Annotated in this window: 21 protein-coding genes and 4 tRNA genes; 10 read left to right on the top strand and 15 right to left on the bottom strand. The window is 70.7% G+C overall.

Annotation, left to right across the window (positions count from 1 at the left end; all coding sequences use genetic code 11):
• Nucleotides 1–14: 14 nt before the first annotated feature.
• The 3 genes from ACH4LD_RS22215 to ACH4LD_RS22205 all read right to left on the bottom strand — a co-directional run bounded on the left by ACH4LD_RS22215 (nucleotide 15) and on the right by ACH4LD_RS22205 (nucleotide 3,726).
• Nucleotides 15–2,219 (bottom strand): DEAD/DEAH box helicase, encoded by a 2,205-nt coding sequence (locus tag ACH4LD_RS22215; protein ID WP_398054952.1) that lies wholly within the window; start codon nucleotides 2,217–2,219, stop codon nucleotides 15–17.
• Nucleotides 2,220–2,507: 288 nt separating this feature from the next.
• Nucleotides 2,508–3,023, bottom strand: coding sequence for a hypothetical protein (locus tag ACH4LD_RS22210; protein ID WP_398054951.1), 516 nt, complete (start codon nucleotides 3,021–3,023; stop codon nucleotides 2,508–2,510).
• 352 nt (nucleotides 3,024–3,375) lie between these two features.
• The gene (locus ACH4LD_RS22205; protein ID WP_030657012.1) at nucleotides 3,376–3,726 is read right to left on the bottom strand and encodes a metallopeptidase family protein; all 351 of its coding nucleotides are present in this window, start codon (nucleotides 3,724–3,726) and stop codon (nucleotides 3,376–3,378) included.
• Nucleotides 3,727–3,786: 60 nt separating this feature from the next.
• Here ACH4LD_RS22205 and ACH4LD_RS22200 point away from each other — a divergent pair, with 60 nt between their 5' ends.
• From ACH4LD_RS22200 to ACH4LD_RS22180, 5 genes are all read left to right on the top strand, one after another.
• On the top strand, nucleotides 3,787–5,349 hold the full coding sequence (locus ACH4LD_RS22200) for a metallophosphoesterase (protein ID WP_398054950.1): 1,563 nt from the start codon (nucleotides 3,787–3,789) through the stop codon (nucleotides 5,347–5,349).
• 80 nt (nucleotides 5,350–5,429) lie between these two features.
• A tRNA-Glu gene (locus ACH4LD_RS22195) sits at nucleotides 5,430–5,502 on the top strand.
• Between the two features lie 36 nt (nucleotides 5,503–5,538).
• Nucleotides 5,539–5,613, top strand: a tRNA-Asp gene (locus ACH4LD_RS22190).
• 24 nt (nucleotides 5,614–5,637) lie between these two features.
• Nucleotides 5,638–5,711, top strand: a tRNA-Phe gene (locus ACH4LD_RS22185).
• Nucleotides 5,712–5,860: 149 nt separating this feature from the next.
• Entirely contained in the window at nucleotides 5,861–6,181 is a 321-nt protein-coding gene (locus ACH4LD_RS22180; protein WP_398054948.1) for a hypothetical protein, read from the top strand.
• On the opposite strand, the gene ACH4LD_RS22175 is transcribed toward ACH4LD_RS22180, so the two are convergent.
• A complete protein-coding gene (locus ACH4LD_RS22175; protein ID WP_398054947.1) occupies nucleotides 6,178–7,236 on the bottom strand; it encodes an ABC transporter permease in 1,059 nt (352 codons plus the stop codon). The two genes, ACH4LD_RS22180 and ACH4LD_RS22175, sit on opposite strands and share 4 nt — an antisense overlap.
• A gap of 87 nt (nucleotides 7,237–7,323) precedes the next feature.
• Between ACH4LD_RS22175 and hrpA the strand changes: the two genes are divergently transcribed.
• The 3 genes from hrpA (at nucleotide 7,324) to ACH4LD_RS22160 (ending at nucleotide 12,071) form a co-directional block, all read left to right on the top strand.
• Nucleotides 7,324–11,268, top strand: a complete 3,945-nt coding sequence (hrpA, locus tag ACH4LD_RS22170) for an ATP-dependent RNA helicase HrpA (protein ID WP_398054946.1) — start codon at nucleotides 7,324–7,326, stop codon at nucleotides 11,266–11,268.
• Between the two features lie 95 nt (nucleotides 11,269–11,363).
• Nucleotides 11,364–11,438: transfer RNA gene (locus ACH4LD_RS22165), tRNA-Asp, on the top strand.
• A gap of 438 nt (nucleotides 11,439–11,876) precedes the next feature.
• Nucleotides 11,877–12,071 (top strand): DUF6274 family protein, encoded by a 195-nt coding sequence (locus tag ACH4LD_RS22160; RefSeq protein ID WP_103817229.1) that lies wholly within the window; start codon nucleotides 11,877–11,879, stop codon nucleotides 12,069–12,071.
• A gap of 476 nt (nucleotides 12,072–12,547) precedes the next feature.
• Here ACH4LD_RS22160 and bldC read toward each other — a convergent pair whose 3' ends face one another.
• Together bldC and ACH4LD_RS22150 are read right to left on the bottom strand one after the other, a co-directional pair.
• A complete protein-coding gene (bldC, locus tag ACH4LD_RS22155) occupies nucleotides 12,548–12,754 on the bottom strand; it encodes a developmental transcriptional regulator BldC (protein ID WP_003949541.1) in 207 nt (68 codons plus the stop codon).
• A 519-nt stretch (nucleotides 12,755–13,273) separates the two neighbouring features.
• Nucleotides 13,274–14,116: a hypothetical protein gene (locus ACH4LD_RS22150; protein WP_398054945.1), complete on the bottom strand. Its 843-nt coding sequence runs from the start codon at nucleotides 14,114–14,116 to the stop codon at nucleotides 13,274–13,276.
• A 200-nt stretch (nucleotides 14,117–14,316) separates the two neighbouring features.
• Here ACH4LD_RS22150 and ACH4LD_RS22145 point away from each other — a divergent pair, with 200 nt between their 5' ends.
• The gene (locus ACH4LD_RS22145; protein WP_132784998.1) at nucleotides 14,317–15,423 is read left to right on the top strand and encodes a Glu/Leu/Phe/Val dehydrogenase dimerization domain-containing protein; all 1,107 of its coding nucleotides are present in this window, start codon (nucleotides 14,317–14,319) and stop codon (nucleotides 15,421–15,423) included.
• A 290-nt stretch (nucleotides 15,424–15,713) separates the two neighbouring features.
• Complete coding sequence (locus ACH4LD_RS22140; RefSeq protein ID WP_030656912.1) at nucleotides 15,714–15,965, top strand: DUF3073 domain-containing protein; 252 nt, start codon at nucleotides 15,714–15,716, stop codon at nucleotides 15,963–15,965.
• A gap of 66 nt (nucleotides 15,966–16,031) precedes the next feature.
• Here the strand turns inward: ACH4LD_RS22140 and purM are convergent, their stop codons facing one another.
• From purM to purS, 9 genes are all read right to left on the bottom strand, one after another.
• Complete coding sequence (gene purM, locus ACH4LD_RS22135) at nucleotides 16,032–17,099, bottom strand: phosphoribosylformylglycinamidine cyclo-ligase (protein WP_398054943.1); 1,068 nt, start codon at nucleotides 17,097–17,099, stop codon at nucleotides 16,032–16,034.
• Nucleotides 17,100–17,131: 32 nt separating this feature from the next.
• A complete protein-coding gene (purF, locus tag ACH4LD_RS22130) occupies nucleotides 17,132–18,661 on the bottom strand; it encodes an amidophosphoribosyltransferase (protein WP_103817224.1) in 1,530 nt (509 codons plus the stop codon).
• Nucleotides 18,662–18,862: 201 nt separating this feature from the next.
• Nucleotides 18,863–19,297, bottom strand: coding sequence for an META domain-containing protein (locus ACH4LD_RS22125; RefSeq protein WP_398054942.1), 435 nt, complete (start codon nucleotides 19,295–19,297; stop codon nucleotides 18,863–18,865).
• 57 nt (nucleotides 19,298–19,354) lie between these two features.
• On the bottom strand, nucleotides 19,355–20,152 hold the full coding sequence (locus tag ACH4LD_RS22120; RefSeq protein ID WP_398054941.1) for a sterol carrier family protein: 798 nt from the start codon (nucleotides 20,150–20,152) through the stop codon (nucleotides 19,355–19,357).
• Between the two features lie 27 nt (nucleotides 20,153–20,179).
• The gene (locus ACH4LD_RS22115; RefSeq protein ID WP_398054939.1) at nucleotides 20,180–22,222 is read right to left on the bottom strand and encodes an esterase-like activity of phytase family protein; all 2,043 of its coding nucleotides are present in this window, start codon (nucleotides 22,220–22,222) and stop codon (nucleotides 20,180–20,182) included.
• Complete coding sequence (locus ACH4LD_RS22110) at nucleotides 22,219–22,569, bottom strand: hypothetical protein (protein ID WP_398054938.1); 351 nt, start codon at nucleotides 22,567–22,569, stop codon at nucleotides 22,219–22,221. Before ACH4LD_RS22110 ends, ACH4LD_RS22115 begins: the two co-directional genes overlap by 4 nt.
• Nucleotides 22,570–22,970: 401 nt before the next feature.
• Nucleotides 22,971–25,229, bottom strand: a complete 2,259-nt coding sequence (gene purL / locus ACH4LD_RS22105) for a phosphoribosylformylglycinamidine synthase subunit PurL (RefSeq protein ID WP_398054937.1) — start codon at nucleotides 25,227–25,229, stop codon at nucleotides 22,971–22,973.
• Entirely contained in the window at nucleotides 25,226–25,906 is a 681-nt protein-coding gene (gene purQ, locus ACH4LD_RS22100) for a phosphoribosylformylglycinamidine synthase subunit PurQ (RefSeq protein WP_132784984.1), read from the bottom strand. Before purQ ends, purL begins: the two co-directional genes overlap by 4 nt.
• Nucleotides 25,903–26,166, bottom strand: coding sequence for a phosphoribosylformylglycinamidine synthase subunit PurS (gene purS, locus ACH4LD_RS22095; RefSeq protein WP_014673609.1), 264 nt, complete (start codon nucleotides 26,164–26,166; stop codon nucleotides 25,903–25,905). The genes purQ and purS overlap by 4 nt, the downstream gene beginning before the upstream one ends.
• Between the last annotated feature and the right edge of the window lie 180 nt (nucleotides 26,167–26,346).

Genomic DNA, 26,346 nt, shown 5'->3' with positions numbered 1-26,346 from the left:
CGGCCGATGGCGTGTCAGCCGTTGCGCTTCCAGCGCGGCTTGTCCTCGCGGCGGCCGAAGGAGCCAGTGCCGCGGTGGTCGTCACGACGGCCGTAGGGGCGGTCGTGGCCGGCGGAGCGGAAGCCCGGGCGGTCGTCACGGCGGTCACGGTTGAACGGACGGTCGCTGCCCCGGTGGCCACCGCGCTCGTCCCGGCGGAAGCCGCCCCGGTCGTCACGGCGGTCGAAGGAACGGCCACCCCGGTCGCGGTCGAACGGACGGCGCTCGCCCCGGTCGTCGCGACGCTCGAAGGAACGGCCACCACGGTCGTCCCGGCGGTCGTCACGGCGCTCGAAGCCACGGCCACCGCGGTCGTCCCGACGGTCGTCACGACGCTCGAAACCACGGTCCCGGTCACGGTCGCGGTCGAACGGACGGCGCTCGCCCCGGTCGTCGCGGCGCTCGAAGGAACGGCCACCCCGGTCGTCCCGACGGTCGTCACGACGCTCGAAACCACGCTCCCGGTCACGGTCGCGGTCGAACGGACGGCGCTCGCCCCGGTCGTCGCGGCGCTCGAAGGAACGGCCACCCCGGTCGTCCCGGCGCTCGTCACGGCGCTCGAAGCCACGGTCACGGTCGAAGCCGCGCCGCTCCCGGCGCTCGTACGGCGCCGAAGCCGCCGGCCGCTCCTCGCGCTCGGTCTCGCGCTCCGCGGGCTCCTCGGCCACGGCGAGCTGCTCCGCCGCCGTCGCCTGGGCCTCCGCCACCGCCGCCTCCGGGTCGTCGCCGCGCTCGCGGGCGACCCGGGCGACCAGCCGGTCGGCCTCCTCGCGCAGCTCGGCCGCACGGCGCTGGGCGCGCTCCAGCTGCTTGGTGAGCTGGGCGACCTCGCGCTCGGCCTGCTGCGCGGCGTTGGCGGCGGACTCGGCCTGGACCTCGGTCATGGAGCGGGCGCCGGTGATCTCGGCGACCTCCGGGTCGAAGGCGGCACCGCCCTGGATGATGTGGCGGGCCGCGTCGACGCCGGCGTCCTCCATCAGGCGGAAGATCTGGCGCCGCTGGTGCGGGAGGGAGAGCGACACGACCGTGCCGGTGCGGCCGGCACGGGCGGTACGGCCCGCGCGGTGCAGGTAGTCCTTGTGGTCGCCGGCCGGGTCCACGTTGAGGACCAGGTCGATGCCGTCGACGTGGATGCCGCGGGCGGCGACGTCGGTGGCGACCAGGACGTTGACGTAGCCGTCCTTGAAGTCGGCCAGGGTGCGGGTACGGGCGCCCTGGGTCATGCCGCCGTGCAGCGCGTCGGCCTTCACGCCGGCCTCGCGGAGCTGCTCGGCGACGCGGTCGGCGCCCAGCTGGGTGCGGACGAAGATGATCGTGCGGCCCTTGCGGGAGGCGATCGCGGCGGTGACCGGCGCCTTGTCCTTGGGCTTCACGATGAGGATGTGGTGCGACATGGTCGTCACCGCGCCCTGGGCCGCGTCCACCTCGTGCAGGACCGGCTCGTTCAGATAGCGGTCGACGAGGGTCTTGATCTCGTTCTCCATCGTGGCGGAGAAGAGCATGCGCTGGCCGCCGGCCGGGACCTGGTCGAGCAGCTCGGTGACCTCGGGCAGGAAGCCAAGGTCGGACATCTGGTCGGCCTCGTCCAGGACGGCGATCCGCACGTCCTCCAGGGAGCAGGCGCCCCGGTTGATGATGTCGCGCAGCCGGCCCGGGGTGGCGACGAGGATGTCGACTCCGCGCTCCAGGGCGTAGATCTGGTTGCCCATGGAGGTGCCGCCGCAGACGACCTTCATCTTCAGGCCGAGGACGTCGCCGTACGGCTGGAGGGCGTCGGCGACCTGCATGGCCAGCTCACGGGTCGGGGTGAGGATGACCGCGCGGGGCTTGTGCTTCTGGGTACGGCCGCCGGCCAGCTGGGCCAGGGTCGGCAGACCGAAGGAGAGGGTCTTGCCGGAGCCGGTGCGGCCACGGCCGAGGATGTCCTTGCCGGCCAGGGCGTCCGGGATGGTCGCGGCCTGGATCGGGAAGGGGGTCGTCACGCCGTTCTGTGCGAGCTTGCGCACGATGCCCTCGGGGAGGCCGAGGTCGGCGAAGGTGGTCTGGGGGGTGTCAGCGGCCTCGGGGGCCTCGGTGACCTCGGTCGTCTCGTCGACGAGGGCGTTCTCGATCTCGGTGGTGTTCTCGATCTCGATCTCGTTCTCGGACACGACGATCTGGTCAGTGCTGGACACGGACATGCGAATGCGAAACCTTCCGGAGTCTCTTCGGCACGCGCCCGTCAACTCCGTGAATCGCTCACGACCGCCTCAATGCGGTCCGCCACGGCAAAGGAGAGTACGCGCCACACGGCGCGCTCTGTGGTGGCGCCGGGCAAATGGGATCAAACGATCTACCACCATACGCACCTACCACCCCCGAAGGCAAACCGAGCCGCAGAGGCACAGCTCACACTCGGCTTCCCACCGCACCAGCCGCCGGCCACGGTGACGGAAGGCAGTGGCCCCGGCCCGACCGCGCGCACGCCTCTACGCCGGCACGCCCGCCGCCGGGGCCGGCTCCCGCTGGACCAGTTGCGGGCCCGTCTCCTCGTGGGCCGACGAGGACGGCTCGGCCGACGGAGGCTCGGTGACGGGCGGCGGCGGAGTGGAGGCCGGCGGCTCGGGCGGGGCGGAGGTCACGGGCGGCGTCGGCGGCGCGTCCGTCGGCCCCGGCTCGCCGGGCTCGGCGGTCCCGCCCGGTTCGGCCGGTGCGTGGGAGGCGCTGCGCGCGGCGGACGGGGTGGCCGACGCCGAGCCCTTCTTCCCCCGCTTCGCCCTGCCGCCGTGCCCGTGCTTGCCGTCACCGGCGGCCCCACCGCCTTCCGCGGCGAAGCCGCCCCCGCCGGCCACCGGACCGCCGTCGGGCACCTCGCCGCCGCGCTGCCCCGCCGAGTGGGAGGGCCGGGCCCGGCCGGCGTCGTCGCCCACGCTCACACAGCCGGCGGCGGCGGTGACGGCCAGTACCGCGGCGGCGAGACGGACGGGTACGTACAAGGGGCGCACGGCGGCCACCTCCGGGGGCAAGGAAAGAAGTCAACCTCCCCAACTCCCGCCGCCCACAAGAGGACACGCGCCCCGCCCGCATCGCCCCCAGCGCCCACGCGGTCCCCCGGCACACAGCCCCGCACCCGCCCGCACGACTCGATCCCCACCAGCCCACGGGAACCCGCCCACCCGCACGGTCACCGGCGCCCAGCCCACGGGAACCCGCCCACCCGCACAGTCAGGGACGCCCAGCCCACGAACCCACGCCACCCGTACGGTCATCCGCCCCCACCCACGGACCCACGCCCGGCCCCGCCCTCATCGGCGTCCAGCACGCGCGAACCGGCCCCCCGGGGGGCGCGCACCGTGCTCAGCCGTAGCCGAGGGCGTGGAGTCGGGCGTCGTCGATTCCGAAGTGGTGGGCGATCTCGTGGACCACGGTGACCTCGGTCTCCGCGACGACGTCCTCGCGGCTGTCGCACATCCTGAGCGTGGGCCCGCGGTAGATGGTGATCCGGTCCGGCAGGACACCGGCGTACCACTCGCCCCGCTCGGTGAGCGGGGTGCCCTCGTACAGCCCGAGCAGCTCGGGGTCGTCGGCGGGCGGCTCGTCCTCCACGAACACGGCCACGTTGTCCATGAGCCGCGTCAGCTCCGGCGGAATCCGGTCGAGCGCCTCGGCGACCAGTTCCTCGAACTCCTCGCGCGTCATCTCCAGCACAGGGTCATTGTCCGGGATCACCGCCGCATATCCACCAGGGGACGTGGGCATACGGCACCAATGGCCCGCGTCCCCGTCGCAGCCCTGAGCACCATGCTGAACCGGACCCCGAACCGCCCACGCCCCGCCCGCCCCCGCTCCCTCCCCGCCCTGGAACTCGCCGACCGCCCCAACCCCTGGCTGCGCGCCCTCGGGCTCAGCACGGTCGTCCTCGTCGGCGCCTGGCTGGGCCTGCTGATCGTCGGCAACGTCCGGGCCCCGGTCGGCCCGATGGACACGACGATGGCGCTGCGCCCCTCCCTCAGCGGCGGCACGAAGATCAACGTGTCCCCGCTGGGCTCGCTCAGCCTGGACAGCCACGTGGCGCCGGTCCGCCTGGACGTGAACGTCGACCAGCTGGACCCGCTCCGCTCGCAGGCGCTGGTCGACCACCCCGAGCGGCTCTCCGGTCTCCAGGACGAGGTCACCCGGGACGTCGAGCACGGCACGCTGGACCTGGCCGTGCGCTCCTGCGTCGCCGTGGTCTCCGGGGCCACGGCCCTCGGCCTCGCCGTGTACCGGCGCCCGCGCCGGGCCGTGGCCGCCGGCGGACTGGCCCTGGCCCTGCTGGCCGCCTCGGGCGCGTCGGCGTACGCCACCTGGAACCCGAAGTCCGTCCTGGAGCCGCGGTTCTCCGGACTGCTCAGCTCGGCGCCGTCCGTGGTCGGCAACGCCCGCAGCATCGTCACGGAGTTCGACGTCTACCAGAAGGAGCTGGCACGCCTGGTGACGAACGTGACGAAGCTCTACGACGTCACGTCCACCCTCCCCGCCTACCGGCCGGACCCCTCCACCATCCGCGTCCTGCACGTGTCGGACATCCATCTCAACCCGGCGAGCTGGAAGATCATCGGCTCACTGGTGGAGCAGTACAAGGTGGACGTGATCGTCGACTCCGGCGACACGATGGACCACGGCACGGCGGCGGAGAACGGCTTCCTCGACCCGATCCGGGACCTGGGCGCGCCGTACGTCTGGGTGCGCGGCAACCATGACTCGCGGACGACCCAGCGCTACCTGGAGCGCATGAAGAACGTGCACGTCCTGGACGACGGGCGGGCGGAGACGGTGGCGGGCCTGCGGTTCGCGGGCATCGGTGATCCGCAGTTCACCCCCGACCGCTCGACGGCGCCAGGCAGCGCCGCGTCCGAGCAGCTGGCGGGCGACCGGCTGGCCAGTGCCCTGCGCGATCAGCGGACGGCCGGCACCCCCGTCGACGTGGCGGTCGCGCACGAGCCGTCCGCCGCCCGGGAGACGGACGGCACGGTGCCGCTGGTGCTCTGCGGGCATCTGCACCACGAGGGGACGGAGCTGCTGCGGTACGGCACCCGGCTGCGCATGGAGGGCTCGACCGGCGGCAGCGGGCTGCGGGCCGTGGAACGCACGTACCCGGCCCCTATCGAGGCCTCGATCCTCTACTTCGACCGGGACAGCCGCAGGCTCCAGGCCTGGGACGCGATCGAACTGGGCGGCCTGGGACTCACGACTGCCGAGGTCAGCCGCCATCTGGCGGACGAGAACCAACCCGGCGCCACCGGTACCTCGCACTCCCCTTCACCGACCGCTCCCAGCACCTCGCCGTAAACCGTTTTGGCGATACCCCTCGCCATCCCATATGCTTCTCACGTCCCCGACGCGCTGAGAAGCGCCCAGGCGGGCCGATAGCCCTCATCGTCTAGCGGCCTAGGACGCCGCCCTTTCAAGGCGGTAGCACGGGTTCGAATCCCGTTGGGGGCACGCAATACCGTGTGCGACACTGTTGCACACAAGCTTGGTCCTGTGGAGCAGTTTGGAGTGCTCGCCACCCTGTCAAGGTGGAGGCCGCGGGTTCAAATCCCGTCAGGACCGCTGGTGTTTCACGTGAAACACCGTGGCTGGGTAGCTCAGTTGGTACGAGCGTCCGCCTGAAAAGCGGAAGGTCGCCGGTTCGACCCCGGCCCCAGCCACAACCGCCCCCACCAGGGCGCAAGAAGCCCCTCTCTGTCGCTAGCGGAGAGGGGCTTCTTGCATGGAGGATCCAGGTCGCTTGGCACCGGTCCCGGTCGGCGCTACGTTCAGCGCTGATCGCGTGTGGTGCGCAGGGGGCGGGGGAGACATGGGCCGGGACCAGGGCAGAGCCATGCAGGACACCGAGCTGGAGAAGGACCGGGCCCGGTACGGGCTGCTCGCAGTCGTCGTCAGCAACCTGGCGATCGCCGCGGTCGCCGTCTTCGGCGTGTGGCAGCTCGACGGGGACAAAGCGGTGATCGTCGGCATCCTCACCGCCGCGTTCACGGCCGTCAGCAGCACGACCACCGCCTACCTGGGCATCAAGGCCGTCTCCAACACCGCGAAGTCGATCGCCCTCGGAGAGGGGCAGGCCCGCCGGCACACCGAGGCCACCCCGCCGGCCCCGCCCGCCCAGCGCACTCCCTAGGCCGCGTGGGCCGGCCGGCGCGGTCTGCCGCCCGGATGGCGGTGCCGCCAGGTCAGGAAGACCGCGCAGGAGACGACCGCCCAGCCCGCCAGCACCAGGAACGGGAACAGGTGCTGGTTGCCGCGGAAGTACACCGCCGTGTGCTGGGCGTTCACCGAGGCGCCGGGCGGCAGCCAGCGGCCGATCGTCCCCAGCACGGACGGCAGCAGGGGCCAGGAGACGGCACCGCCGGACGACGGGTTGCCCAGCAGCACCATCAGCCCCCACGTCGGCAGCATGGCCCAGCGCCCGACCAGGGTGTTGAACATCGTGAACACCATGCCCGAGGTGAACATGGTGAAGGCGAGGATCGCCCAAGACTCCACGAACGGCAGCCGGAGCGCCCCCAGCAGCCAGTCCACCACCGCCGCGATCGAGAACCCGCCGAGCAGGGCATAGGCGACGGTGAAGCAGATCCGCTCCAGCGGGTTCAGCGCCGACGCGTGCACGCTGAGCTGGATGGCGCCGACGAAACCGATGATCACGGCGGCCAGGGAGATGTAGAAGATGGCCAGGCCCCTCGGGTCGCCCTTCTGCAAAGGCTTCAGGTCGTGGAGCACCACGGTGATGCCGGTGGCCTTGCCGACCTTCAGCGCGGCCTCCCCCAGCACCTGCGCCACTGTCGCCCCGGACGCCCCCGACACGTCGAGGGTGATCGTCCGGCCACCGGCGGGCGCGTCGACCACCGCGAAGACCTTCTGCTGGTCCACCGCCCGTACCGCGTCCTCCCGGTTGCCGTACGGCCGCAGCTTCATGGAGGCGCCGAGCGCCTTCTCCATGCCGGTGACGAACCGCCGGGCCGCGGGCTGGTCGTAGGCGCCGGTCACCGCCGCGGGGATGCTGCGCGGGGTCGGGTTCGCCATGGCGTACGTGTAGGACCCGGCGAAGAAGCCGGCCGCGACGGCGATGATCAACAGGAGGACGGTGGCGGGGAGGAAAGGGGATGCCTTGAACGCCGCCCAGCGCTCCGCGCGGGTCGGGGGACGGCCGTGGTCTCCATGAGGGGAATCAGGCATATCGACCACGCTAGGTCATGCCGTGACATCGCGCCCGGGTCAAATCGTTCGCTTGTTTTTCGCCCCAGGTGAGATCCTGGATCCCGTATGTCTACGCATCCCGCCCCCGCCCTCGGCACCCTCGCACCCCGTCTGACCGAGCTGTCGCTGCGCGACGCGCATCGGCTCGGGCGGCGACTGGAGGGCGCACGCAAGATCCGTAAGCCGGAGGCCCGCGCCGCCGTCCTCGCCGAGATCGACGGCGAGATCGGCAAGGCCGAGGCCCGGATGGCCGAGCGGCGCTCGCGCGTGCCGGCCGTCACCTACCCCGAACAGCTGCCGGTCAGCCAGAAGAAGGACGAGATCGCGGCCGCCATCCGCGATCACCAGGTCGTCATCGTGGCCGGTGAGACCGGTTCCGGGAAGACCACCCAGATCCCGAAGATCTGTCTGGAGCTGGGCCGGGGCGTGCGCGGCATGGTCGGGCACACCCAGCCCCGCAGGATCGCCGCCCGGACCGTCGCCGAGCGGGTCGCGGAGGAGCTGAGGACGCCCCTCGGCGAGGCCGTCGGCTGGAAGGTGCGGTTCACCGACCAGGTGAACCCGGACGCCACCTTCATCAAGCTGATGACGGACGGCATCCTGCTCGCCGAGATCCAGACCGACCGCGAGCTGCGCGCCTACGACACGATCATCATCGACGAGGCCCACGAGCGGTCGCTCAACATCGACTTCCTGCTGGGCTACCTCGCCCAGCTGCTGCCGAAGCGGCCCGATCTGAAGGTCGTCATCACCTCGGCGACCATCGACCCGGAGCGCTTCTCCCGGCACTTCGGCGACGCGCCCATCATCGAGGTCAGCGGGCGGACGTACCCCGTGGAGGTGCGCTACCGGCCGCTCCTCGAAGAGGACTCGGACGACGCCGACCGGGACCAGATCACCGCCATCTGCGACGCCGTCGAGGAACTCCAGGCCGAGGGCCCGGGCGACATCCTCGTCTTCCTCTCCGGCGAGCGGGAGATCCGCGACACCGCGGACGCGCTGGAGAAGAAGAAGTACCGCTTCACCGAGGTGCTCCCCCTGTACGCCCGGCTCTCGCACGCCGAGCAGCACCGGGTCTTCCAGCCGCACACCGGGCGCAGGATCGTTCTGGCGACCAACGTCGCCGAGACCTCCCTGACCGTGCCGGGCATCAAGTACGTCATCGACCCCGGCTTCGCCCGGATCAGCCGCTACAGCCACCGCACCAAGGTCCAGCGGCTGCCCATCGAGCCGATCAGCCAGGCCAGTGCCAACCAGCGCAAGGGCCGCTGCGGCCGTACGTCCGACGGCATCTGCATCCGCCTGTACTCCGAGGACGACTTCGTCGCCCGCCCGGAGTTCACGGACGCCGAGATCCTGCGGACGAACCTGGCCTCCGTCATCCTCCAGATGACCGCGGCCGGTCTCGGCGACATCGAGAAGTTCCCCTTCATCGACCCGCCGGACCACCGCAACATCCGCGACGGCGTGCAGCTCCTCCAGGAGCTGGGCGCGCTGGACCCGGCGCAGAAGGACCCCCGCAAGCGGCTCACGGACACCGGCCGCAAGCTGGCCCAGCTCCCCGTCGACCCCCGTCTGGCCCGGATGGTCCTGGAGGCCGACAAGAACGGCTGCGTCCGCGAGGTCATGGTCATCGCCGCCGCGCTGTCCATCCAGGACCCGCGCGAGCGCCCGGCCGAGAAGCAGACCCAGGCCGACCAGCAGCACGCCCGCTTCAAGGACGAGACCAGCGACTTCCTCGCCTATCTGAACCTGTGGCGGTACGTCCGCGAGCAGCAGCGCGAGCGCGGCTCGTCGTCCTTCCGCCGGATGTGCAAGCAGGAGTACCTGAACTTCCTGCGCATTCGCGAATGGCAGGACATCTACACCCAGCTGCGCACGGTCGCCAAGCAGATGGGCATCCACCTCAACGACGACGACGCCCCGGCCGACCGCGTCCATGTCTCCCTCCTCGCCGGCCTCCTCTCCCACATCGGGATGAAGGACGTGAAGGACGGCAACAAGAACGAGTACCTGGGCGCCCGCAACGCCAAGTTCGCGATCTTCCCGGGCTCGGCCCTGTTCAGGAAGCAGCCGAAGTTCGTGATGTCGGCCGAGCTGGTGGAGACGAGCCGCCTCTGGGCGCGGGTCAACGCCAAGATCGAGCCGGAGTGGGTCGAGCCGCTGGCCGGGCACCTGCTCAAGCGGACGTACAGCGAACCGCACTGGGAGAAGGACCAGGCGGCCGTGATGGCGTACGAGAAGGTGACGCTGTACGGCGTCCCGATCGTCGCCCAGCGGAAGGTGAACTACGGCCGGATCGACCCGGAGGTCTCCCGCGAGCTGTTCATCCGCAACGCGCTCGTGGAGGGCGACTGGCGCACCCACCACAAGTTCTTCGCCGACAACCGCAAGCTGCTCAGCGAGGTCGAGGAGCTGGAGCACCGCGCCCGGCGCCGGGACATCGTGGTCGACGACGACACGCTCTTCGACTTCTACGACCAGCGGGTGCCCGAACACGTCGTCTCCGGCGCCCACTTCGACTCCTGGTGGAAGCGCAAGCGCCAGGAGCAGCCGGACTTCCTGGACTTCGAGCGGGAGATGCTCATCCGGGAGTCGGCGGAGGCGGTCACCAAGGCCGACTATCCCGACACCTGGCGGCAGGGGCAGCTCAAGTTCCGGGTGACGTACCAGTTCGAGCCGGGCGCGGACGCCGACGGTGTGACGGTCCACATCCCGCTCCAGGTCCTCAACCAGGTCACGGACGAGGGCTTCGACTGGCAGATCCCGGGCCTGCGCGAGGAGGTGGTGACGGAGCTGATCCGCTCCCTGCCGAAGCCGGTCCGCCGTAACTACGTACCGGCGCCGAACTACGCGAAGGCGTTCCTGGAGAAGGCGGTGCCCCTCCAGGAGCCGCTGACCGTCACGATGGCGCGCGAGCTGAAGCGGATGGTCGGCGTTCCGTTCGAGGCGGACGACTTCGACTGGGCCAAGGTCCCCGACCACCTCAAGATCACCTTCCGGATCGTCGACGAGCGGCGGCGGAAGCTGGCCGAGGACAAGGACCTCCAGGCGCTGAAGCTCCGGCTGAAGCCGAAGGCGCGCAAGGCGCTGTCGCAGGCCGCGGCGGCGACCGCGTCCCGCGAGGGCGGGGAGTCCCTGGAGCGCAAGGGCCTGACGGACTGGACGATCGGCACCCTCACCCGCGTCTTCGAGACACGCCGGGCCGGCCAGCCGGTCAAGGCGTACCCGGCGCTGGTGGACGACGGCGACACGGTCTCCGTCCGCCTCTTCGACACGGAGGAGGAGCAGGCGGAGGCCATGTGGAAGGGCACCCGCCGCCTCATCCTGCGCAACATCCCGGTCAATCCCGCGAAGTTCGCGTCCGAGAAGCTGACGAACGCCCAGAAGCTCGCCCTGTCGGCCAACCCCCACGGCTCGATCCAGGCCCTGTTCGACGACTGCGCGATGGCCGCGGCCGACAAGCTGATCGGGGACTTCGGCGGGCCGGCGTGGGACGAGGAGTCGTACCGGAAGCTGTACGACAAGGTGCGCGCGGAGATCGTGGACACCACGGTCCGTGCGGTCGCCCAGGTGCAGCAGGTCCTCGCCGCCTGGCAGGCCTGTGAGCGCCGTCTGAAGGCCGTCGGCAGCCCCACGCTGCTCGCAAACCTGACGGACGTCCGCAAGCAGCTGGACGCCCTCGTGAAGCCCGGTTTCGTCACCTGGGCCGGCATACGGCGCCTGCCGGACCTGATGCGCTACCTGGTGGCCGCGGACCGGCGCCTGCAGCAGATGCCGACGAACGTCCAGCGGGACACGACCCGCATGGAGAAGGTCCACGAGATGCAGGACGAGTACGCCTGGCTCCTGGAGCAGCTCCCCAAGGGCCGCCCGGTGCCGTCCGCCGTCCTGGACATCCGCTGGATGCTGGAGGAGCTGCGGGTCAGCTACTTCGCCCACGCGCTGGGCACCGCGTACCCCGTCTCCGACAAGCGGATCATCAAGGCGATCGACGCGGCCGTCCCGTAACCGCTCCTGTACGGAGGGTGAGTTCGACCAGGGCCCTCACCCTCCTGTACAGTCTCTTCTCGCAGCGCAACGCAAGAAGAAGCGCCGCGAAACCTGGTCCTGTGGAGCAGTTTGGAGTGCTCGCCACCCTGTCAAGGTGGAGGCCGCGGGTTCAAATCCCGTCAGGACCGCACAGACATCTGAGGCCCGCATCCCGCAAGGGAGAGCGGGCCTCAGTCATACCCCCTCCGGCCGGACCCCCACAGAGGCCGCGCGCCCGCGGCGGAGCCGCAATCCAGCACAGCAAATCCCGTCAGGACCGCACAGACATCTGAGGCCCGCATCCCGCAAGGGAGAGCGGGCCTCTGGCATGTCTCCCGTCCGGGGGAATCAGCCCTTCCGGCGTTTGAGGACGAAGCCCGGCAGGGCCGACGGGGTCCGGGGGCGAGGCCCCCACGCGGCACCCCGGCGCCGCCACGCGCACCGGCGCCGCCACGGGCACCCGCACCGCCACGGGCACCCGCACCCCGGCCAAACCGGCGGAGCGCCCGTCGTCTTGACGGCGTCACATTCCCTCGGTACTCAGGGAGCAGGGCTCGTTCCCTCTGTGCGGCCCCCGGAGGTGGCGTATGGCGGCGTCGGTCAGGCACGAGACGCGGGCGCTTCTGAGGGCGCATCTGTCGGCCGCCTCCTCCTACCGGCATCTCACCCGCCACTGTCCCATCTGCCACCACCTGCTGCGGCTGGCGATGGACGCGGCCCCGCAGGCCCAGGAGGCCGAGCAGGAGACCCCCGAGGACGGCGAGGCCACGCGTCGCGCCTGACCTCCGCCGGCCCCAACCGCCGTGCAGGCGTGGGAGTCTGAGGCGCCGTACCCCACCCGGACGCTCCTCTAACCCACCGGAGCCGCAGGCAACAAGCGTCCGGGCATGTGACGGGAGTCACCGCATGAGTTTTGGAAACGGCGGTATTTACCCCCTTCATACAACGGGTCAATTTAATATGTGCAATTGCACCGCCCCCAGGGGCCGCCCGCAGCCGTTCCCACACCCCTCCCCAGACTCCGACAAGGACGCTCACAAGCGCCGCGAGACACCCTCGACCTGCGCACAAAAAAGATCGCGCTGGACCCGGCGGAGTCCAGCGCGATCGACGACGCACCCTGTGTCGCTTGCCTACAACGTTCTCTTCGGCTTGGGCGAGGGGCCTGTTGGGGCAGGTCCCGCGTCGCTTGGAGCTAGGGTTTCGGGCGCCTCGGCCAGTTGGGGGAACCGACCGTCTTGCCCGGTTATCGAGTTGTTCAGGCCTCGCTGCGCTGCTGCGGGATGCCCGCGAGCAACGCGCGGACCTCGGCCTCGCGGTAGCGGCGGTGCCCGCCGAGCGTACGGATGGACGTGAGCTTGCCGGCCTTCGCCCACCGCGTGACCGTCTTGGGGTCGACACGGAACATGGTGGCGACCTCAGCCGGGGTCAGCAGCGGCTCGGCATCAGGGGTGCGAGCGGTCATGAGCGGCCTCCTCGGGAGAACCGAACCTTCTCGGTTCTTTCCTCTAAATTCTGCACCTTGACCCGCGTTGCCCGAAATGGCGGACGCGAGTCGAGTCGGTTATAGGACGAACGGCTTGTCCTCGGCACTACAACTACACCATCTGTCCAGCCGCGTCGGCCAAACCGATGGAATTGCCCTCCCAGGTGTTCATCAGCGACGGAAGCCGATGGACCATGCCATAGCGGACAGTCACGCCACTGTGACGATCAGTCACAGTGGCGTGCAGGAGTCACCAGACCCCCCAAAGCGTGCAATGCTGAGAATCCGCCCATCATGGAGCATAGTTGGACGGATGGAGCCCTCCCCGGACTCCTTGTCCTATTTTGGCACGAGGGGTGCCAAGAGGCGCAAGAGCCGGGTTAGTGCCGTCCATCACCCTTGAGACATACGTCCGGATCGGGGCCAACGCCCCGTCAGGTGATGCAAGCGAGTAGAACGTACGTCCTGTGTCACCCATTTGACCGTGACGTACATCACTCAGCTCGCGGAGCGCCGGTCCCGTACCGCCCGCCACCGCTCGACCAGCCGCCCGTACGCCTCCCCGGCGGCCGCCCCGTCGCCCCGGCGCAGCGCCTCGATCCCGGCCGCGACGTCCGCCGCCGAGTGGTCGCCCTCCAGCTCGCCGGCCGGCAGCACATGCACCAGGCCGCCGTAGTCCAGCTCCACCAGCGAGCGCGGGTGGAACTCCTCCAGCCAGCGGCCGACGTCCACGAGACCGTCGATCAGCGGGCCCTCCTCGACGGTGTCCTTCAGCGTGCGCAGCGCCCTCGCCACCCGGCGCCGGGCCTGCACCATCGGCGTGCGGTAGCGCAGCACCGGCGGCACGTCCGCGGTCCCCTTGTCGTACCGCCGCTCCTCGTCCGAGACCAGCACGAACCAGTTCAGCGGCACCTGCCAGGTCGCCGTGCGGATCCACGGGCGAGCGTCGGGGTTGCGGGCGAGCCAGCGCTCGTAGTCCTGGGCGGCCTGCCGGCGCACCACCGGCGGCAGCACCGCGTCCAGCACCGGCGGCGGCAGCTCCTCGGCCAGCTCCTCCAGGGCCTGCCAGCCGCGCAGCCGGGTCCGCCAGGGGCACACGCAGACCACCCCGTCGACCTCCAGCACGAAGGCGTCGCCGCTCTCGTGCACCGGCACCGCGATCGGCGGGATGGGCAGCAGGTCGGCCAGGGAGCGACGCAGCTCGTCCTGGTAAGAGGGGCGGTCGGGGCGGCGGGCGTAGCGCGCCCAGTGACCGCGCTCCGGCTCCGGGAAGGCGCCCAGCGGCTCGTACACACGCAGGTACGCGGCATAGGGGACGACCACGGAGGACACCTTCGGCACGCCTGCTCCCTCCCCATCGGACCCGGCTCGAAACCACTGCAAATCGTGCCACGCTCATACGTGCACAGCGGGCTCCGGAGAGTGATCCTGAACACTGCGCGGATGGTGCGGGAACCGAGGCTCTACGCTCATGCCACGGTTCCCCGCCACCCGTACGGGGACCGAACCCCACTCGCCGCTAGTACACAGGAGTCACCACAGTGACCGACGTAACCGGCGCGCCTGCTGATGTCCTGCACGCCCTGTTCCACTCGGACCAGGGCGGCCATGAGCAGGTCGTGCTCTGCCAGGACCGCGCCAGCGGTCTCAAGGCCGTGATCGCCATCCACTCCACCGCCCTGGGCCCCGCCCTCGGCGGCACGCGCTTCTACCCGTACGCGACCGAGGCGGAGGCCGTCGCCGACGCCCTCAACCTCGCGCGCGGCATGTCGTACAAGAACGCCATGGCCGGGCTGGACCACGGCGGCGGCAAGGCCGTGATCATCGGCGACCCGGAGCGCGACAAGACCGAGGAACTGCTCCTCGCCTACGGCCGCATGGTCGCCTCCCTCGGCGGCCGCTACGTCACCGCGTGCGACGTCGGCACGTACGTCGCCGACATGGACGTGGTGGCCCGCGAGTGCCGCTGGACCACCGGCCGCTCCCCCGAGAACGGCGGCGCCGGCGACTCCTCCGTGCTCACCGCCTTCGGCGTCTACCAGGGCATGCGCGCCTCCGCCCAGCACCTGTGGGGCGACCCCTCGCTGCGCGGACGCAAGGTCGGCATCGCCGGCGTCGGCAAGGTCGGCCGCCACCTGGTGAAGCACCTGCGGGACGAGGGCGCGGAGGTCGTGATCACGGACGTGCGCGTGGACGCCGTCCAGCGGATCCTGGAGCAGTACCCCGCGGGGGTGACGGCCGTCGCCACCACCGAGGAGCTGATCCGGGTCGACGGACTCGACATCTACGCCCCCTGCGCCCTCGGCGGCGCCCTGAACGACGACAGCGTCCCGGTGCTCACCGCCAGGGTGGTCTGCGGCGCGGCCAACAACCAGCTGGCCCACCCGGGTGTGGAGAAGGACCTCGCCGACCGCGGGATCCTCTACGCGCCGGACTACGTGGTGAACGCCGGCGGGGTGATCCAGGTGGCCGACGAGCTGCACGGGTTCGACTTCGACCGGTGCAAGGCCAAGGCGGCGAAGATCTTCGACACCACGCTGGCCATATTCGCACGTGCGAAGGACGACGGCATTCCGCCGGCCGCGGCGGCCGACCGGATCGCCGAGCAGCGGATGGCCGACGCCCGCGCGACCCGCGCCGCGCACTGAGCCGATCGCACACATGAGCGGTACCCGTCGGCGGGAACTTGGAGAGAACTCTCACTTCCACCGGCGGGTCGTTCCCCGATAAGTGGTTAAAATCGCCACTGACCAGCGAGGACAGGGCGCCTCGAAGGTCCTGGGCACACGCGCGTGCTGCGGGCGACGTACCGTATGGGCGCGGGCTCAGGTACCGTGGAAGCCCTACGGACCGGCCTCTCCATGGAGAGTCCGTTCCAGATCATGAACGCGTGTCAGACTCTGGGGCCGTCGAGCCCCGTCGTTGAGGGGGTCGAGCCATGGGGCGCGGCCGGGCCAAGGCCAAGCAGACGAAGGTCGCCCGCCAGCTGAAGTACAACAGCGGCGGGACGGACCTGTCACGCCTGGCCGAGGAGCTGGGCGCATCGACGTCGAACCAGTCGCCGAACGGCGACCGCTTCACGGACGATGAGCATGACGACGACGACCTGTACTCTCGCTACGCCGACCTCTATGAGGACGACGACGAGGATGAGGACGAAGGTCCCGCACAGCACCGTCGAGGCGCTTGACCTTGCACTGAGCACCAGTCCGGTCGGTGGCACAGCCACCGACCGGCTTCTGTGCTGTGCGCGAGGTCAGACCGCGTAGTCACCCACCAGCTCCGCGCCGGTGGTCCTGTCGCCCCGCTCGGTGATCTCACCGGCGACCCAGGCGTCGACACCCCGGTCGGCCAGCGTGGCGAGGGCGACCTCCGCGGACTCCTCCGGGACGATCGCGATCATGCCGACACCCATGTTCAGGGTCTTCTCCAGCTCCAGGCGCTCGACGTTCCCGGTCTTCCCGACCAGGTCGAAGATCGCTCCCGGGGTCCAGGTGGAACGGTCGACCACGGCGTGCAGCCCGTCCGGGATCACCCGGGCCAGGTTCGCGGCGAGCCCGCCACCGGTGATGTGGCTGAAGGCGTGCACCTCGGCCGTGCGGGTCAGGGCCAGGCAGTCCAGCGAGTAGATCTTCGTGGGCTCCAGCAGCTCCTCGCCGAGGGTGCGGCCCAGCTCGGCCACCTCCGACTCCAGGGCCAGGCCCGCCGTGTTCAGCAGGACGTGGCGGACCAGGGAGTACCCGTTCGAGTGAAGCCCGGAGGATGCCATGGCGATCACGGTGTCACCCGTGCGGATGCGATCCGCGCCGAGCAGCCGGTCGGCCTCCACAACGCCCGTACCGGCGCCCGCGACGTCGAAGTCGTCCTCGCCCAGCAGGCCGGGGTGTTCGGCCGTCTCACCGCCCACCAGGGCGCATCCGGCCAGCACACAGCCCTCCGCGATGCCCTTGACGATGGCCGCGACACGCTCGGGGTGCACCTTGCCGACGCAGATGTAGTCGGTCATGAACAGCGGCTCGGCACCGCACACCACGATGTCGTCCATGACCATGGCGACCAGGTCGTGGCCGATGGTGTCGTAGACGCCCATCCGGCGCGCGATGTCGACCTTCGTGCCGACGCCGTCCGTGGCGGAGGCGAGCAGCGGGCGCTCGTAGCGCTTGAGGGCGGAGGCGTCGAAGAGCCCGGCGAAGCCGCCGAGGCCGCCCAGGACCTCGGGGCGCTGGGTCTTCTTCACCCACTCCTTCATCAGTTCAACGGCGCGGTCTCCCGCTTCGATGTCGACGCCCGCGGCTGCGTAGCTGGCACCAGTCGTCTCAGACATGGGGTGAGAACTTTCGTGTCGTACGGCAGAACTTACGGGCGGCGGATCGCGTCGGTCGCCGCGGTCGCGGCCGGACCGGCCGCCAGCTCGGTCTCCAGCAGCTGCTTGCCGAGCAGCTCCGGGTCCGGCAGCTCCATCGGGTACTCGCCGTCGAAGCAGGCGCGGCACAGGTTCGGCTTGGCGATCGTGGTCGCCTCGATCATGCCGTCGATGGAGATGTAGGCGAGCGAGTCGGCGCCGAGGCTGGTGCCGATCTCCTCGATGGTCATGCCGTTGGCGATCAGCTCCGCGCGGGTGGCGAAGTCGATGCCGAAGAAGCAGGGCCACTTCACGGGGGGCGAGGAGATCCGGATGTGGACCTCGGCGGCGCCGGCCTCGCGGAGCATGCGGACCAGGGCCCGCTGGGTGTTGCCGCGCACGATCGAGTCGTCGACGACGACCAGGCGCTTGCCCTTGATGACTTCCTTCAGCGGGTTCAGCTTCAGCCGGATGCCCAGCTGGCGGATGGTCTGCGAGGGCTGGATGAACGTACGCCCGACGTAGGCGTTCTTCACGAGACCCGCGCCGAAGGGGATGCCGGAGGCCTCCGCGTAGCCGATGGCGGCCGGGGTGCCGGACTCCGGGGTCGCTATGACCAGATCGGCCTCTACGGGGGCTTCCTTGGCCAGTCGGCGGCCCATCTCCACGCGGGAGAGGTAGACGTTCCGGCCGGCGATGTCGGTGTCCGGGCGGGCCAGGTACACGTACTCGAAGACACAGCCCTTGGGCTTCGCTTCCGCGAATCGGGAGCTGCGCAGGCCGTTCTCGTCGATGGCGACGAACTCGCCCGGCTCGATCTCGCGGACGAAGCTCGCGCCGGTGATGTCCAGCGCGGCGGTCTCGGAGGCGACCACCCAGCCGCGCTCCAGCCGGCCGAGGACCAGCGGGCGGATGCCCTGCGGGTCTCGGGCGGCGTAGAGGGTGTGCTCGTCCATGAAGACGAGGGAGAAGGCGCCCTTGACCTTCGGGAGCACCGCGTGCGCGGCCTCCTCGATGGTCAGCGGCTTGCCGTTCTCGTCGACCTGGGCGGCCAGCAGGGCCGTCAGCAGGTCGGTGTCGTTGGTGGCCGCGACCCGGGTGGAGCGGCTGTTGTTGTCGTTCGGCAGGTCGGCGACCATCTCGGCGAGCTGCGCCGTGTTGACCAGGTTGCCGTTGTGGCCGAGCGCGATCGAACCGTGCGCGGTGGCGCGGAACGTCGGCTGGGCGTTCTCCCACACGGAGGCGCCGGTGGTCGAGTAGCGGGCGTGTCCGACCGCGATGTGACCCTGGAGCGAACCGAGCGAGGTCTCGTCGAAGACCTGGGAGACCAGGCCCATGTCCTTGAAGACGAGGATCTGGGAGCCGTTGCTGACCGCGATTCCCGCGGATTCCTGACCCCGGTGCTGGAGGGCGTAGAGCCCGAAGTACGTGAGCTTTGCGACCTCTTCACCCGGAGCCCAGACGCCGAAGACGCCGCAAGCGTCCTGGGGGCCCTTCTCGCCGGGAAGCAGATCGTGATTGAGTCGACCGTCACCACGTGGCACGCAACCGAGTGTAGGCGAGGTCGACCACTGGTCCGAATTGGGGATACGCGCCCGTAACGGGCCGGACGGTCTGGATCACCTTGGGGGATTCGGCGTTTCCGCTGGTCAGGGCGATCCTTCATCGGCCGCCGGGGGCTCAGGACGGGCCGTACGGGCCGGTCACGGGCGTCTTCGCCTTATTCGTGAGTGAGGTGTCGCACATCATCCGGGGGTGCTCCGGCTGAGGTGGACGCGGTCGCCGTCGCCGTCGGTGAGCGTCGCCTTGCCCGCGTCGGCCCTGGCGGTGAGCGTGCCGGTGGTGAGGACGCGTGCGAGGGCGCGCTCGAAGTCCATGCGCTCCTCGCCGCAGGCCATCCTGGTCGTGCGCAGGTCACCGATGGTGATGCGGTCCCCGCGCACGGTGGCGCGGGCGCTGAAGTGGTTGCAGCCCAGGTTGCCGCCCGCCTTGCCGTCCTCGTCGATGCGGAGGCGGGCGGTGGCGGGCGCCTGCCGGGTGGTGGAGCCGACGGTGACGCCGTCGACCCGCCAGTCGATGCCGGTCACCGGTTGCTGGACGCTCACCGCTCCACTGTCCGCCTTCTCGCCGCCACAGGCCACCGTGAACGGGAGAAGCACGGCGGCCACTGCCAGGGTCACGCGTTGCTTGTACCGGTTCATGCTGATTCGACGTACGCGGGTGGGCGCGGGTTCCGGCTACGCCATGACCGGCAGCAGCCCCCCGATGTCCGCCCGCTCCCCGCTTGCGCTGACCTTGGCGGCGGCCAGCGCGTCCGCCCAGGCCGTACGGCCGGTGGCGAGCCGGATCCAGGTCAGCGGGTCGGTCTCCACGACGTTGGGCGGGGTGCCCCGGGTGTGCCGGGGGCCCTCGACGCACTGCACGACCGCGTACGGCGGCACCCTCACCTCGGTGGAGCCGCCGGGCGCCTTCACGGCGAGGGCGTCGGCGAGCAGCCGGGTGGTGGCGGCCAGGGCCTGCCGGTCGTACGGCACCTCCAGGCCGGGGACGGCCGCGTTCAGGTCGTCGGTGTGGACGACGAGTTCGACGGCCCGGGTGACGAGGTAGTCGTCCAGCGGCAGGGCGCCCGCGCTGGTGTCCAGCAGCCGGCCGCCGGGGTGCTCGGCCAGCAGGGCGCGCAGGCTCTCGTCGACGTCGGCGAGGTAGGCGCCGAGGTCCGGGTGGGCGGCGGTGAGGCCCCGGGTGAACTCGGCGATGGCGCCGGCGCGTGACCCGGTGGAGAACGGCCACTCGACCACGGTGACCGTCTGCCGGGGCGGGGCGGGCCGCTCCAGGGCCCGGTCGACGGCGGTGATCGCCATGCCGATGTGCGCGATCAGGTCCCGCACGGTCCAGGCGCCGAGCCGGGTGGGGAGTTCCAGCTGCTCGGGGCCGAGGGTGCGGACGGCGTCCCGCACGTTCGTGAACTGGGCGAGGACCGCCCTACGGGTCTTGGCGGGGTCGTAGGTCCTGGTGCGCTTCTTGGCCGTGGGCATGGCGGTGACCCTATTCGGTGACCCTGTTCAAGGGTGCGGGATTCGGGGTCGCAACTTCACCGCGAGCGAGTACAGACGGGTGATCTGGTCGTCGCTGTCGTTGTCGTCGGAGACCAGGTACAGCGGGTGCCAGCCTTTGTAGCGGCCGGATGTCCAGGGGGCGCCCAGGGCCATGCCCTCGACGTTGTCGAGGAGCGGGTACTGGGCGGACGAGGCCGGGACGGCGACCTGACCGCGGCCGCCCACGGGGCAGGTGGCCAGGTCGACGACCAGTTCGTCGGCGGCGAAGATCTTCGGCGGCTGGTGCCACAGGGAGGTCAGTTCGCTGACGTTCTGGGCCTCGGCGAGGGAGAGCTGGACGATCCGTATCGCGGAGCCCAGTCCGGCGGTGTACTGGCGTTCCAGTGCGAGCAGGTTGCCGTCGTCGTCGATGGCGTTCAGCTCGGACAGGTACATGCCGTCATCGGCCATGAACGCGTACTGCCCGTCCGGGGCGTAGGCGCCGCCGGCCCTTCCCGTGTAGCGCTGGATGCGGATGATGCCCCGGCCGCGCTGGTCGCCGTCCTTCGCCAGGGGTGCCTCCCAGCCGGCGTACAGATGGCGGCCGTCCGGGGAGACGGCCAGTGACTCGATGCTGCGGCCGGTCTGCGCGGAGCCCTGGGGCCAGAAGCGCAGTTCCTTCGGGACGGGTAAGTCCTTGCCGATCTGCCGGCCGGAGGCGATGTCGAAGCGGCGGATGGCCGGGCCGGTCTCGGAGGCGATCAGCATGGTTCTGCCGCCCTTCTCGATGACCATGCCCTCGCCGTCGTACCAGTCGCCGTCGATCGGGAACTTGGTGCCGTCGGCGCGGCGGAGCGGCACCGACTTGTCGGGGACGGGGTCCAGCTTCGAGGGCGATCCGAGGGCGAGCGGCCAGACCCGGCCCGGGGAGTTGTCGGCGAGGGCCAGCGCCCTGACGTCCTTGCCCTGCGAGACCAGGGCCAGGGCGGACAGGCCCGTTATCTTCTCGTAGTAGACGTTCTCCTTGTTCAGGGCGTCGGAGTGGTCGAGGAGCACCGCGCGGGGGGCCGCCGGGTCGGACGGCGAGGGGACCGCGCAGGGACCGGCGGCGGGGGCCGGGTGGATGTCGTGCCACCAGTCGACGAGGGGCGGGACGCCCAGGCCGAGGGCGAGGCCCACGACGCCCGCCGTCAGCGACAGGACCGGGGTGCGGACGCGCTGCCAGCGAGTGGGCGGGGGCTGCTGCACAGGCCGGGGCCAGCGGGACCGCACGGCGGCGTTGCGGACGAAGCCGAGGGCGCCGACGCCGTTGCTGTCCTGGTCCTGTGGTTCCTGCGGCACCTCGGGCTTGAGGGCGAGGATGCGCTTCTTGACCTCCACGAAGAGGTCGTGCAGACCCAGCATCTCCGGGCCGTCCGGAAGGCCCTCGCGCATGACGTCGACCAGGGCGCCGGTGAACAGGGTGCAGCGCTTGGGGTCGGGGGCGTGCGAGGGCCGGTCGCGCGGCCCGGACGTCATGACGTAGGAGCCCTCGACGTCCTTCAGCGTCGACACGGCCATCTCCACGACGTGCCGGTGGCCGTCCGTCATCTCGGTCAGCACCTGACCGCTGTAGCAGCAGTCCAGGATCAGCACCCGGCGCAGCGCGGAGCCGGTGTCGCGGATGGCGCGGCGGACGTCGCCGGACCGGACACAGGTGTCCGGTTGGTCCTCGACCGAGTCGGGCAGGGTGAGCAGCAGTTGTTGCTGTTCGTGGCGGTCCTTCAGGCCATGACCGGCGTAGTAGACGATCAGGGTGTCCTCGGCGAGCGCGGCGGCCTCCCGGATCGGGCGGACCAGCTCGGCCGGTGAGGTCGGGTTGGAAACCGTACGGATCCGCCGGCCGTCGTCGGGGATGCCCCAGATGTCCGGGTCCGTGAGCACGGCCTGGAGTTCCGTGAGGTTGAGCCTGACGCTGCGCAGCGGGTCCAGGTGCGCGTAGTCGTCCACGCCGATCAGGACACAGGCGGAGCGCTCCGGGTCGATCCGGCCGAAACTCTCGACCGTCCCGGGGTCCTTGGCGTCGGTCACCGCGGCTCCCCGTCCGCGTCGTCGCCGTCCTGTCCGAAGCCGCGCAGCAGCTCGGCCACCTGGTCGGGGTCGGCTCCGGTGATGTCGATGGTGACACGGGCCTGTGGCCGGAAACTCTGCCGCCAGGCCAGGTAGGACAGTTGGAGCTGCCCCAGGCCGCTGACCGCGGACAGCACCGCGAGGACCAGGTCGACCCCCGGGCCCATCCGCCCGGTGCCCGAGCCGGCTTCGACGACCCGGGTCACCCGGACCTGGCCGCGCAGGGCGCGGTCGGCCGCCAGCCAGTCGTACAGGGACAGCAGTTCTTCCTCGCGTGCGGCTCCGGCCGCCTCGAACCTGATCTCCATCCGGCCGCTCCCCCGGGCTCACTCACGGATGTCGCCGACTGCCCGACCACCCCACGCGCACAGGTGAGTTGGCAATCCCCTCCTTCCCCCCGCCGCACGCGGTCACGCCTGCGGCCCAAGAGGCTTCCCGAACCTTCACCGCGCCTGCGGGGCCTCGGTCACGGGGCGAGGTCGGCGGCCGGGCTGATCATGCAGTGGCTTCTCGTCACGGGCCCGCCGGAGGAGGGCGCGGGTGGCGAGCTTGCCGAGGCCACGGCCCTGGAACTCCGGCAGCGCCATCCACCCGATCTCCGACGGCGGCTCCCCGGGAACCGCCTCCCGTGAGCAGGGAAGCCCCCGTCCGGACCCTGGGTCCGGGCGGGGGCTCCGGCGTGCCGTACGCGCCGTGGTCCCTGGACGCGCTACGCCAGCAGCGCCGGGATCGTGCCCTCGTGGGCCTCGCGCAGCTCGGCGAGGGGGAGGGTGAACTCGCCCTGCACCTCCACCGCGTCGCCGTCGACGACACCGATACGGGTGGCCGGCAGGCCGCGCGCACCGCACATGTCGTTGAAGCGAACCTCCTCCGAGCGCGGCACGGCGACGATCGCCCGGCCGGCCGACTCGGAGAACAGGAAGGTGAAGGCGTCCAGGCCGTCGGGTACCACCAGACGCGCACCCTTGCCGCCGAGCAGCGCGGACTCGACCACGGCCTGGACCAGACCGCCGTCGGACAGGTCGTGCGCGGAGTCGATCATGCCGTCGCGGGAGGCGGAGATCAGGATCTCGGCAAGCAGGCGCTCGCGCTCCAGGTCCACCTGCGGGGGCAGACCGCCCAGGTGGTCGTGGATCACCTGGGACCAGGCCGAGCCGCCGAACTCCTCCCGGGTGTCGCCGAGGAGGTAGATCAGCTGGCCCTCCTCCTGGAAGGCGACCGGGGTGCGGCGGGCGACGTCGTCGATCACGCCGAGCACGGCCACCACCGGGGTCGGGTGGATGGCGGCCTCGCCGGTCTGGTTGTAGAGCGAGACGTTGCCGCCGGTCACCGGGGTGCCGAGCTGCTGACAGCCGTCGGCGAGACCGCGCACGGCCTCCGCGAACTGCCACATGACCGCCGGGTCCTCGGGCGAGCCGAAGTTCAGGCAGTCCGAGACCGCGAGCGGCTTGGCACCGGTGGTCGCCACGTTCCGGTAGGCCTCCGCCAGCGCCAGCTGGGCGCCCGTGTACGGGTCCAGCTTGGCGTAGCGGCCGTTGCCGTCCGTCGCGATGGCGACGCCGAGGCCGGTCTCCTCGTCCACGCGGATCATGCCGGAGTCCTCCGGCTGGGCGAGGACGGTGTTGCCCTGCACGAAGTGGTCGTACTGGGAGGTGATCCACTTCTTGGAGGCCTGGTTCGGCGAACCGACCAGCTTCAGGACCTGGGCCTTCAGCTCCTCGCCCGTCTCGGGGCGGGGCAGCTTGTTCGCGTCGTCGGCCTGGAGGGCGTCCTGCCACTCGGGGCGCGCGTAGGGGCGCTCGTAGACCGGGCCCTCGTGCGCGACCGTGCGCGGGTCGACGTCGACGATCTTCTCGCCGTGCCAGAAGATCTCCAGCCGGTCGCCGTCGGTGACCTCACCGATGACGGTGGCGATGACGTCCCACTTCTCGCAGATCTCCAGGAAGCGGTCGACCTTGTCCGGCTCCACGACCGCGCACATGCGCTCCTGCGACTCGCTCATGAGGATCTCCTCGGGCGAGAGCGTGGAGTCGCGCAGCGGGACGTCGTCGAGGGTGACGCGCATGCCGCCGGAGCCGTTGGAGGCCAGCTCGGACGTGGCGCAGGACAGACCGGCCGCGCCGAGGTCCTGGATGCCGACGACCAGCTTCTCCCGGAACGCCTCCAGGGTGCACTCGATGAGCAGCTTCTCCTGGAAGGGGTCGCCGACCTGCACGGCGGGCCGCTTCGAGGGCTTGGCGTCGTCGAAGGTCTCGGAGGCCAGGATGGAGGCGCCGCCGATGCCGTCGCCGCCGGTCCGAGCGCCGTACAGGATGACCCTGTTGCCCGTGCCGGAGGCCTTCGCGAGGTGGATGTCCTCGTGCCGCATCACACCGATGGCACCGGCGTTGACCAGCGGGTTGCCCTGGTAGCAGGCGTCGAAGACGACCTCGCCGCCGATGTTGGGCAGGCCCAGGCAGTTGCCGTAGCCGCCGATGCCCGCGACCACGCCGGGCAGGACGCGCTTGGTGTCGGGGTGGTCGGCCGCGCCGAAGCGGAGCGGGTCCACGACCGCGACCGGGCGGGCGCCCATCGCGATGATGTCGCGGACGATGCCGCCGACGCCCGTGGCCGCGCCCTGGTAGGGCTCGACGTACGACGGGTGGTTGTGCGACTCGACCTTGAAGGTGACGGCGTAGCCCTGGCCGACGTCCACCACACCGGCGTTCTCGCCGATGCCGACGAGCAGCGCGTCGCTCTGCGGCGCCTTCTCGCCGAACTGGCGCAGGTGGACCTTGGAGGACTTGTACGAGCAGTGCTCGGACCACATGACCGAGTACATGGCGAGCTCGGCGCCGGTGGGGCGGCGGCCGAGGATCTCCACCACCCGCTCGTACTCGTCCTTCTTCAGACCGAGTTCGGCCCAGGGCAGCTCGACGTCGGGGGTCGCGGCCGCGTGCTCGACCGTGTCCAGAGGCGTCCGGCTCATGCGTTGACCAGCTTCTTGAGGATCGAGGTGAAGAACGGGAGCCCGTCGGTACGGCCGGTACCGATCAGCGGCTCGACGGCGTGCTCGGGGTGCGGCATGAGGCCGACGACGTTCCCGGCCTCGTTGGTGATGCCGGCGATGTCCCGCAGCGAGCCGTTCGGGTTGAAGTCCAGGTAGCGGAAGGCGACGCGGCCCTCCGCCTCCAGCTTGTCGAGCGTGTACTCGTCGGCGACGTACCGGCCGTCCATGTTCTTCAGCGGGATGTGGATCTCCTGGCCGGCGCGGTAGTCGGCGGTCCAGGAGGTCTCCGCGTTCTCCACCCGCAGCTTCTGGTCGCGGCAGATGAAGTGGAGGTGGTCGTTGCCGAGCATCGCGCCCGGGAGCAGGTGGGCCTCGGTGAGGATCTGGAAGCCGTTGCAGATACCGAGGACCGGCAGCCCGGACTTCGCCTGCTCGACGAGCGGCTCCATCACCGGCGAGAAGCGGGCGATGGCGCCGGCCCGGAGGTAGTCGCCGTAGGAGAAACCGCCGCACAGGACGACGGCGTCGACCTGCTTGAGGTCCTTGTCCTTGTGCCAGAGGGCGACCGGTTCCGCCCCGGCGATACGGATCGCGCGCTGGGTGTCCCGGTCGTCCAGGCTCCCCGGGAAAGTGACGACGCCAATACGAGCGGTCACTTGGCCGCCTCCGCGACTTCATCGACCCGGACCGTGAAGTCCTCGATCACGGTGTTGGCGAGGAAGGATTCCGCAAGATCGCGGATGCGGGCGAGCGCGGCCTCGTCGACCGGCCCGTCAACTTCCAGTTCGAAACGCTTTCCCTGACGTACGTCCGAGATCCCTTCGAAACCCAGGCGCGGCAGCGCACGCTGGACCGCCTGGCCCTGGGGGTCGAGGATCTCCGGCTTGAGCATGACGTCGACTACGACGCGTGCCACTGGCACTCCCGGTGTGTGGTGCTGAGCAGGTCCCTTCAGACTACCCGCACAAAATTTCTACGCGAGTAGAGTTGGAGGAAAGTACGTGAGCCGCATCACGATCGGGTGTCGAAGCCGCGCGCCCGTGAAAAGTTCTGGGAAAGTTCCACAGTCCGCTCCGCCACACCTATTGCGCCCGGA

This window comes from Streptomyces sp. NPDC017676, from assembly GCF_044329325.1.
Taxonomy (GTDB): domain Bacteria; phylum Actinomycetota; class Actinomycetes; order Streptomycetales; family Streptomycetaceae; genus Streptomyces.
This window is presented reverse-complemented; position numbering and strand designations above follow the sequence as displayed.

Excerpts from the sequence above, each read along its gene's own strand:
- ACH4LD_RS22215 (WP_398054952.1), bottom strand. The coding sequence starts at position 2,219 with ATGTCCGTGTCCAGCACTGACCAGATCGTCGTGTCCGAGAACGAGATC.
- ACH4LD_RS22200 (WP_398054950.1), top strand. The coding sequence starts at position 3,787 with ATGGCCCGCGTCCCCGTCGCAGCCCTGAGCACCATGCTGAACCGGACC.
- ACH4LD_RS22180 (WP_398054948.1), top strand. The coding sequence starts at position 5,861 with ATGGGCCGGGACCAGGGCAGAGCCATGCAGGACACCGAGCTGGAGAAG.
- ACH4LD_RS22175 (WP_398054947.1), bottom strand. The coding sequence starts at position 7,236 with ATGCCTGATTCCCCTCATGGAGACCACGGCCGTCCCCCGACCCGCGCG.
- hrpA (WP_398054946.1), top strand. The coding sequence starts at position 7,324 with ATGTCTACGCATCCCGCCCCCGCCCTCGGCACCCTCGCACCCCGTCTG.
- ACH4LD_RS22160 (WP_103817229.1), top strand. The coding sequence starts at position 11,877 with ATGGCGGCGTCGGTCAGGCACGAGACGCGGGCGCTTCTGAGGGCGCAT.
- bldC (WP_003949541.1), bottom strand. The coding sequence starts at position 12,754 with ATGACCGCTCGCACCCCTGATGCCGAGCCGCTGCTGACCCCGGCTGAG.
- ACH4LD_RS22140 (WP_030656912.1), top strand. The coding sequence starts at position 15,714 with ATGGGGCGCGGCCGGGCCAAGGCCAAGCAGACGAAGGTCGCCCGCCAG.
- purM (WP_398054943.1), bottom strand. The coding sequence starts at position 17,099 with ATGTCTGAGACGACTGGTGCCAGCTACGCAGCCGCGGGCGTCGACATC.
- ACH4LD_RS22120 (WP_398054941.1), bottom strand. The coding sequence starts at position 20,152 with ATGCCCACGGCCAAGAAGCGCACCAGGACCTACGACCCCGCCAAGACC.
- ACH4LD_RS22110 (WP_398054938.1), bottom strand. The coding sequence starts at position 22,569 with ATGGAGATCAGGTTCGAGGCGGCCGGAGCCGCACGCGAGGAAGAACTG.
- purL (WP_398054937.1), bottom strand. The coding sequence starts at position 25,229 with ATGAGCCGGACGCCTCTGGACACGGTCGAGCACGCGGCCGCGACCCCC.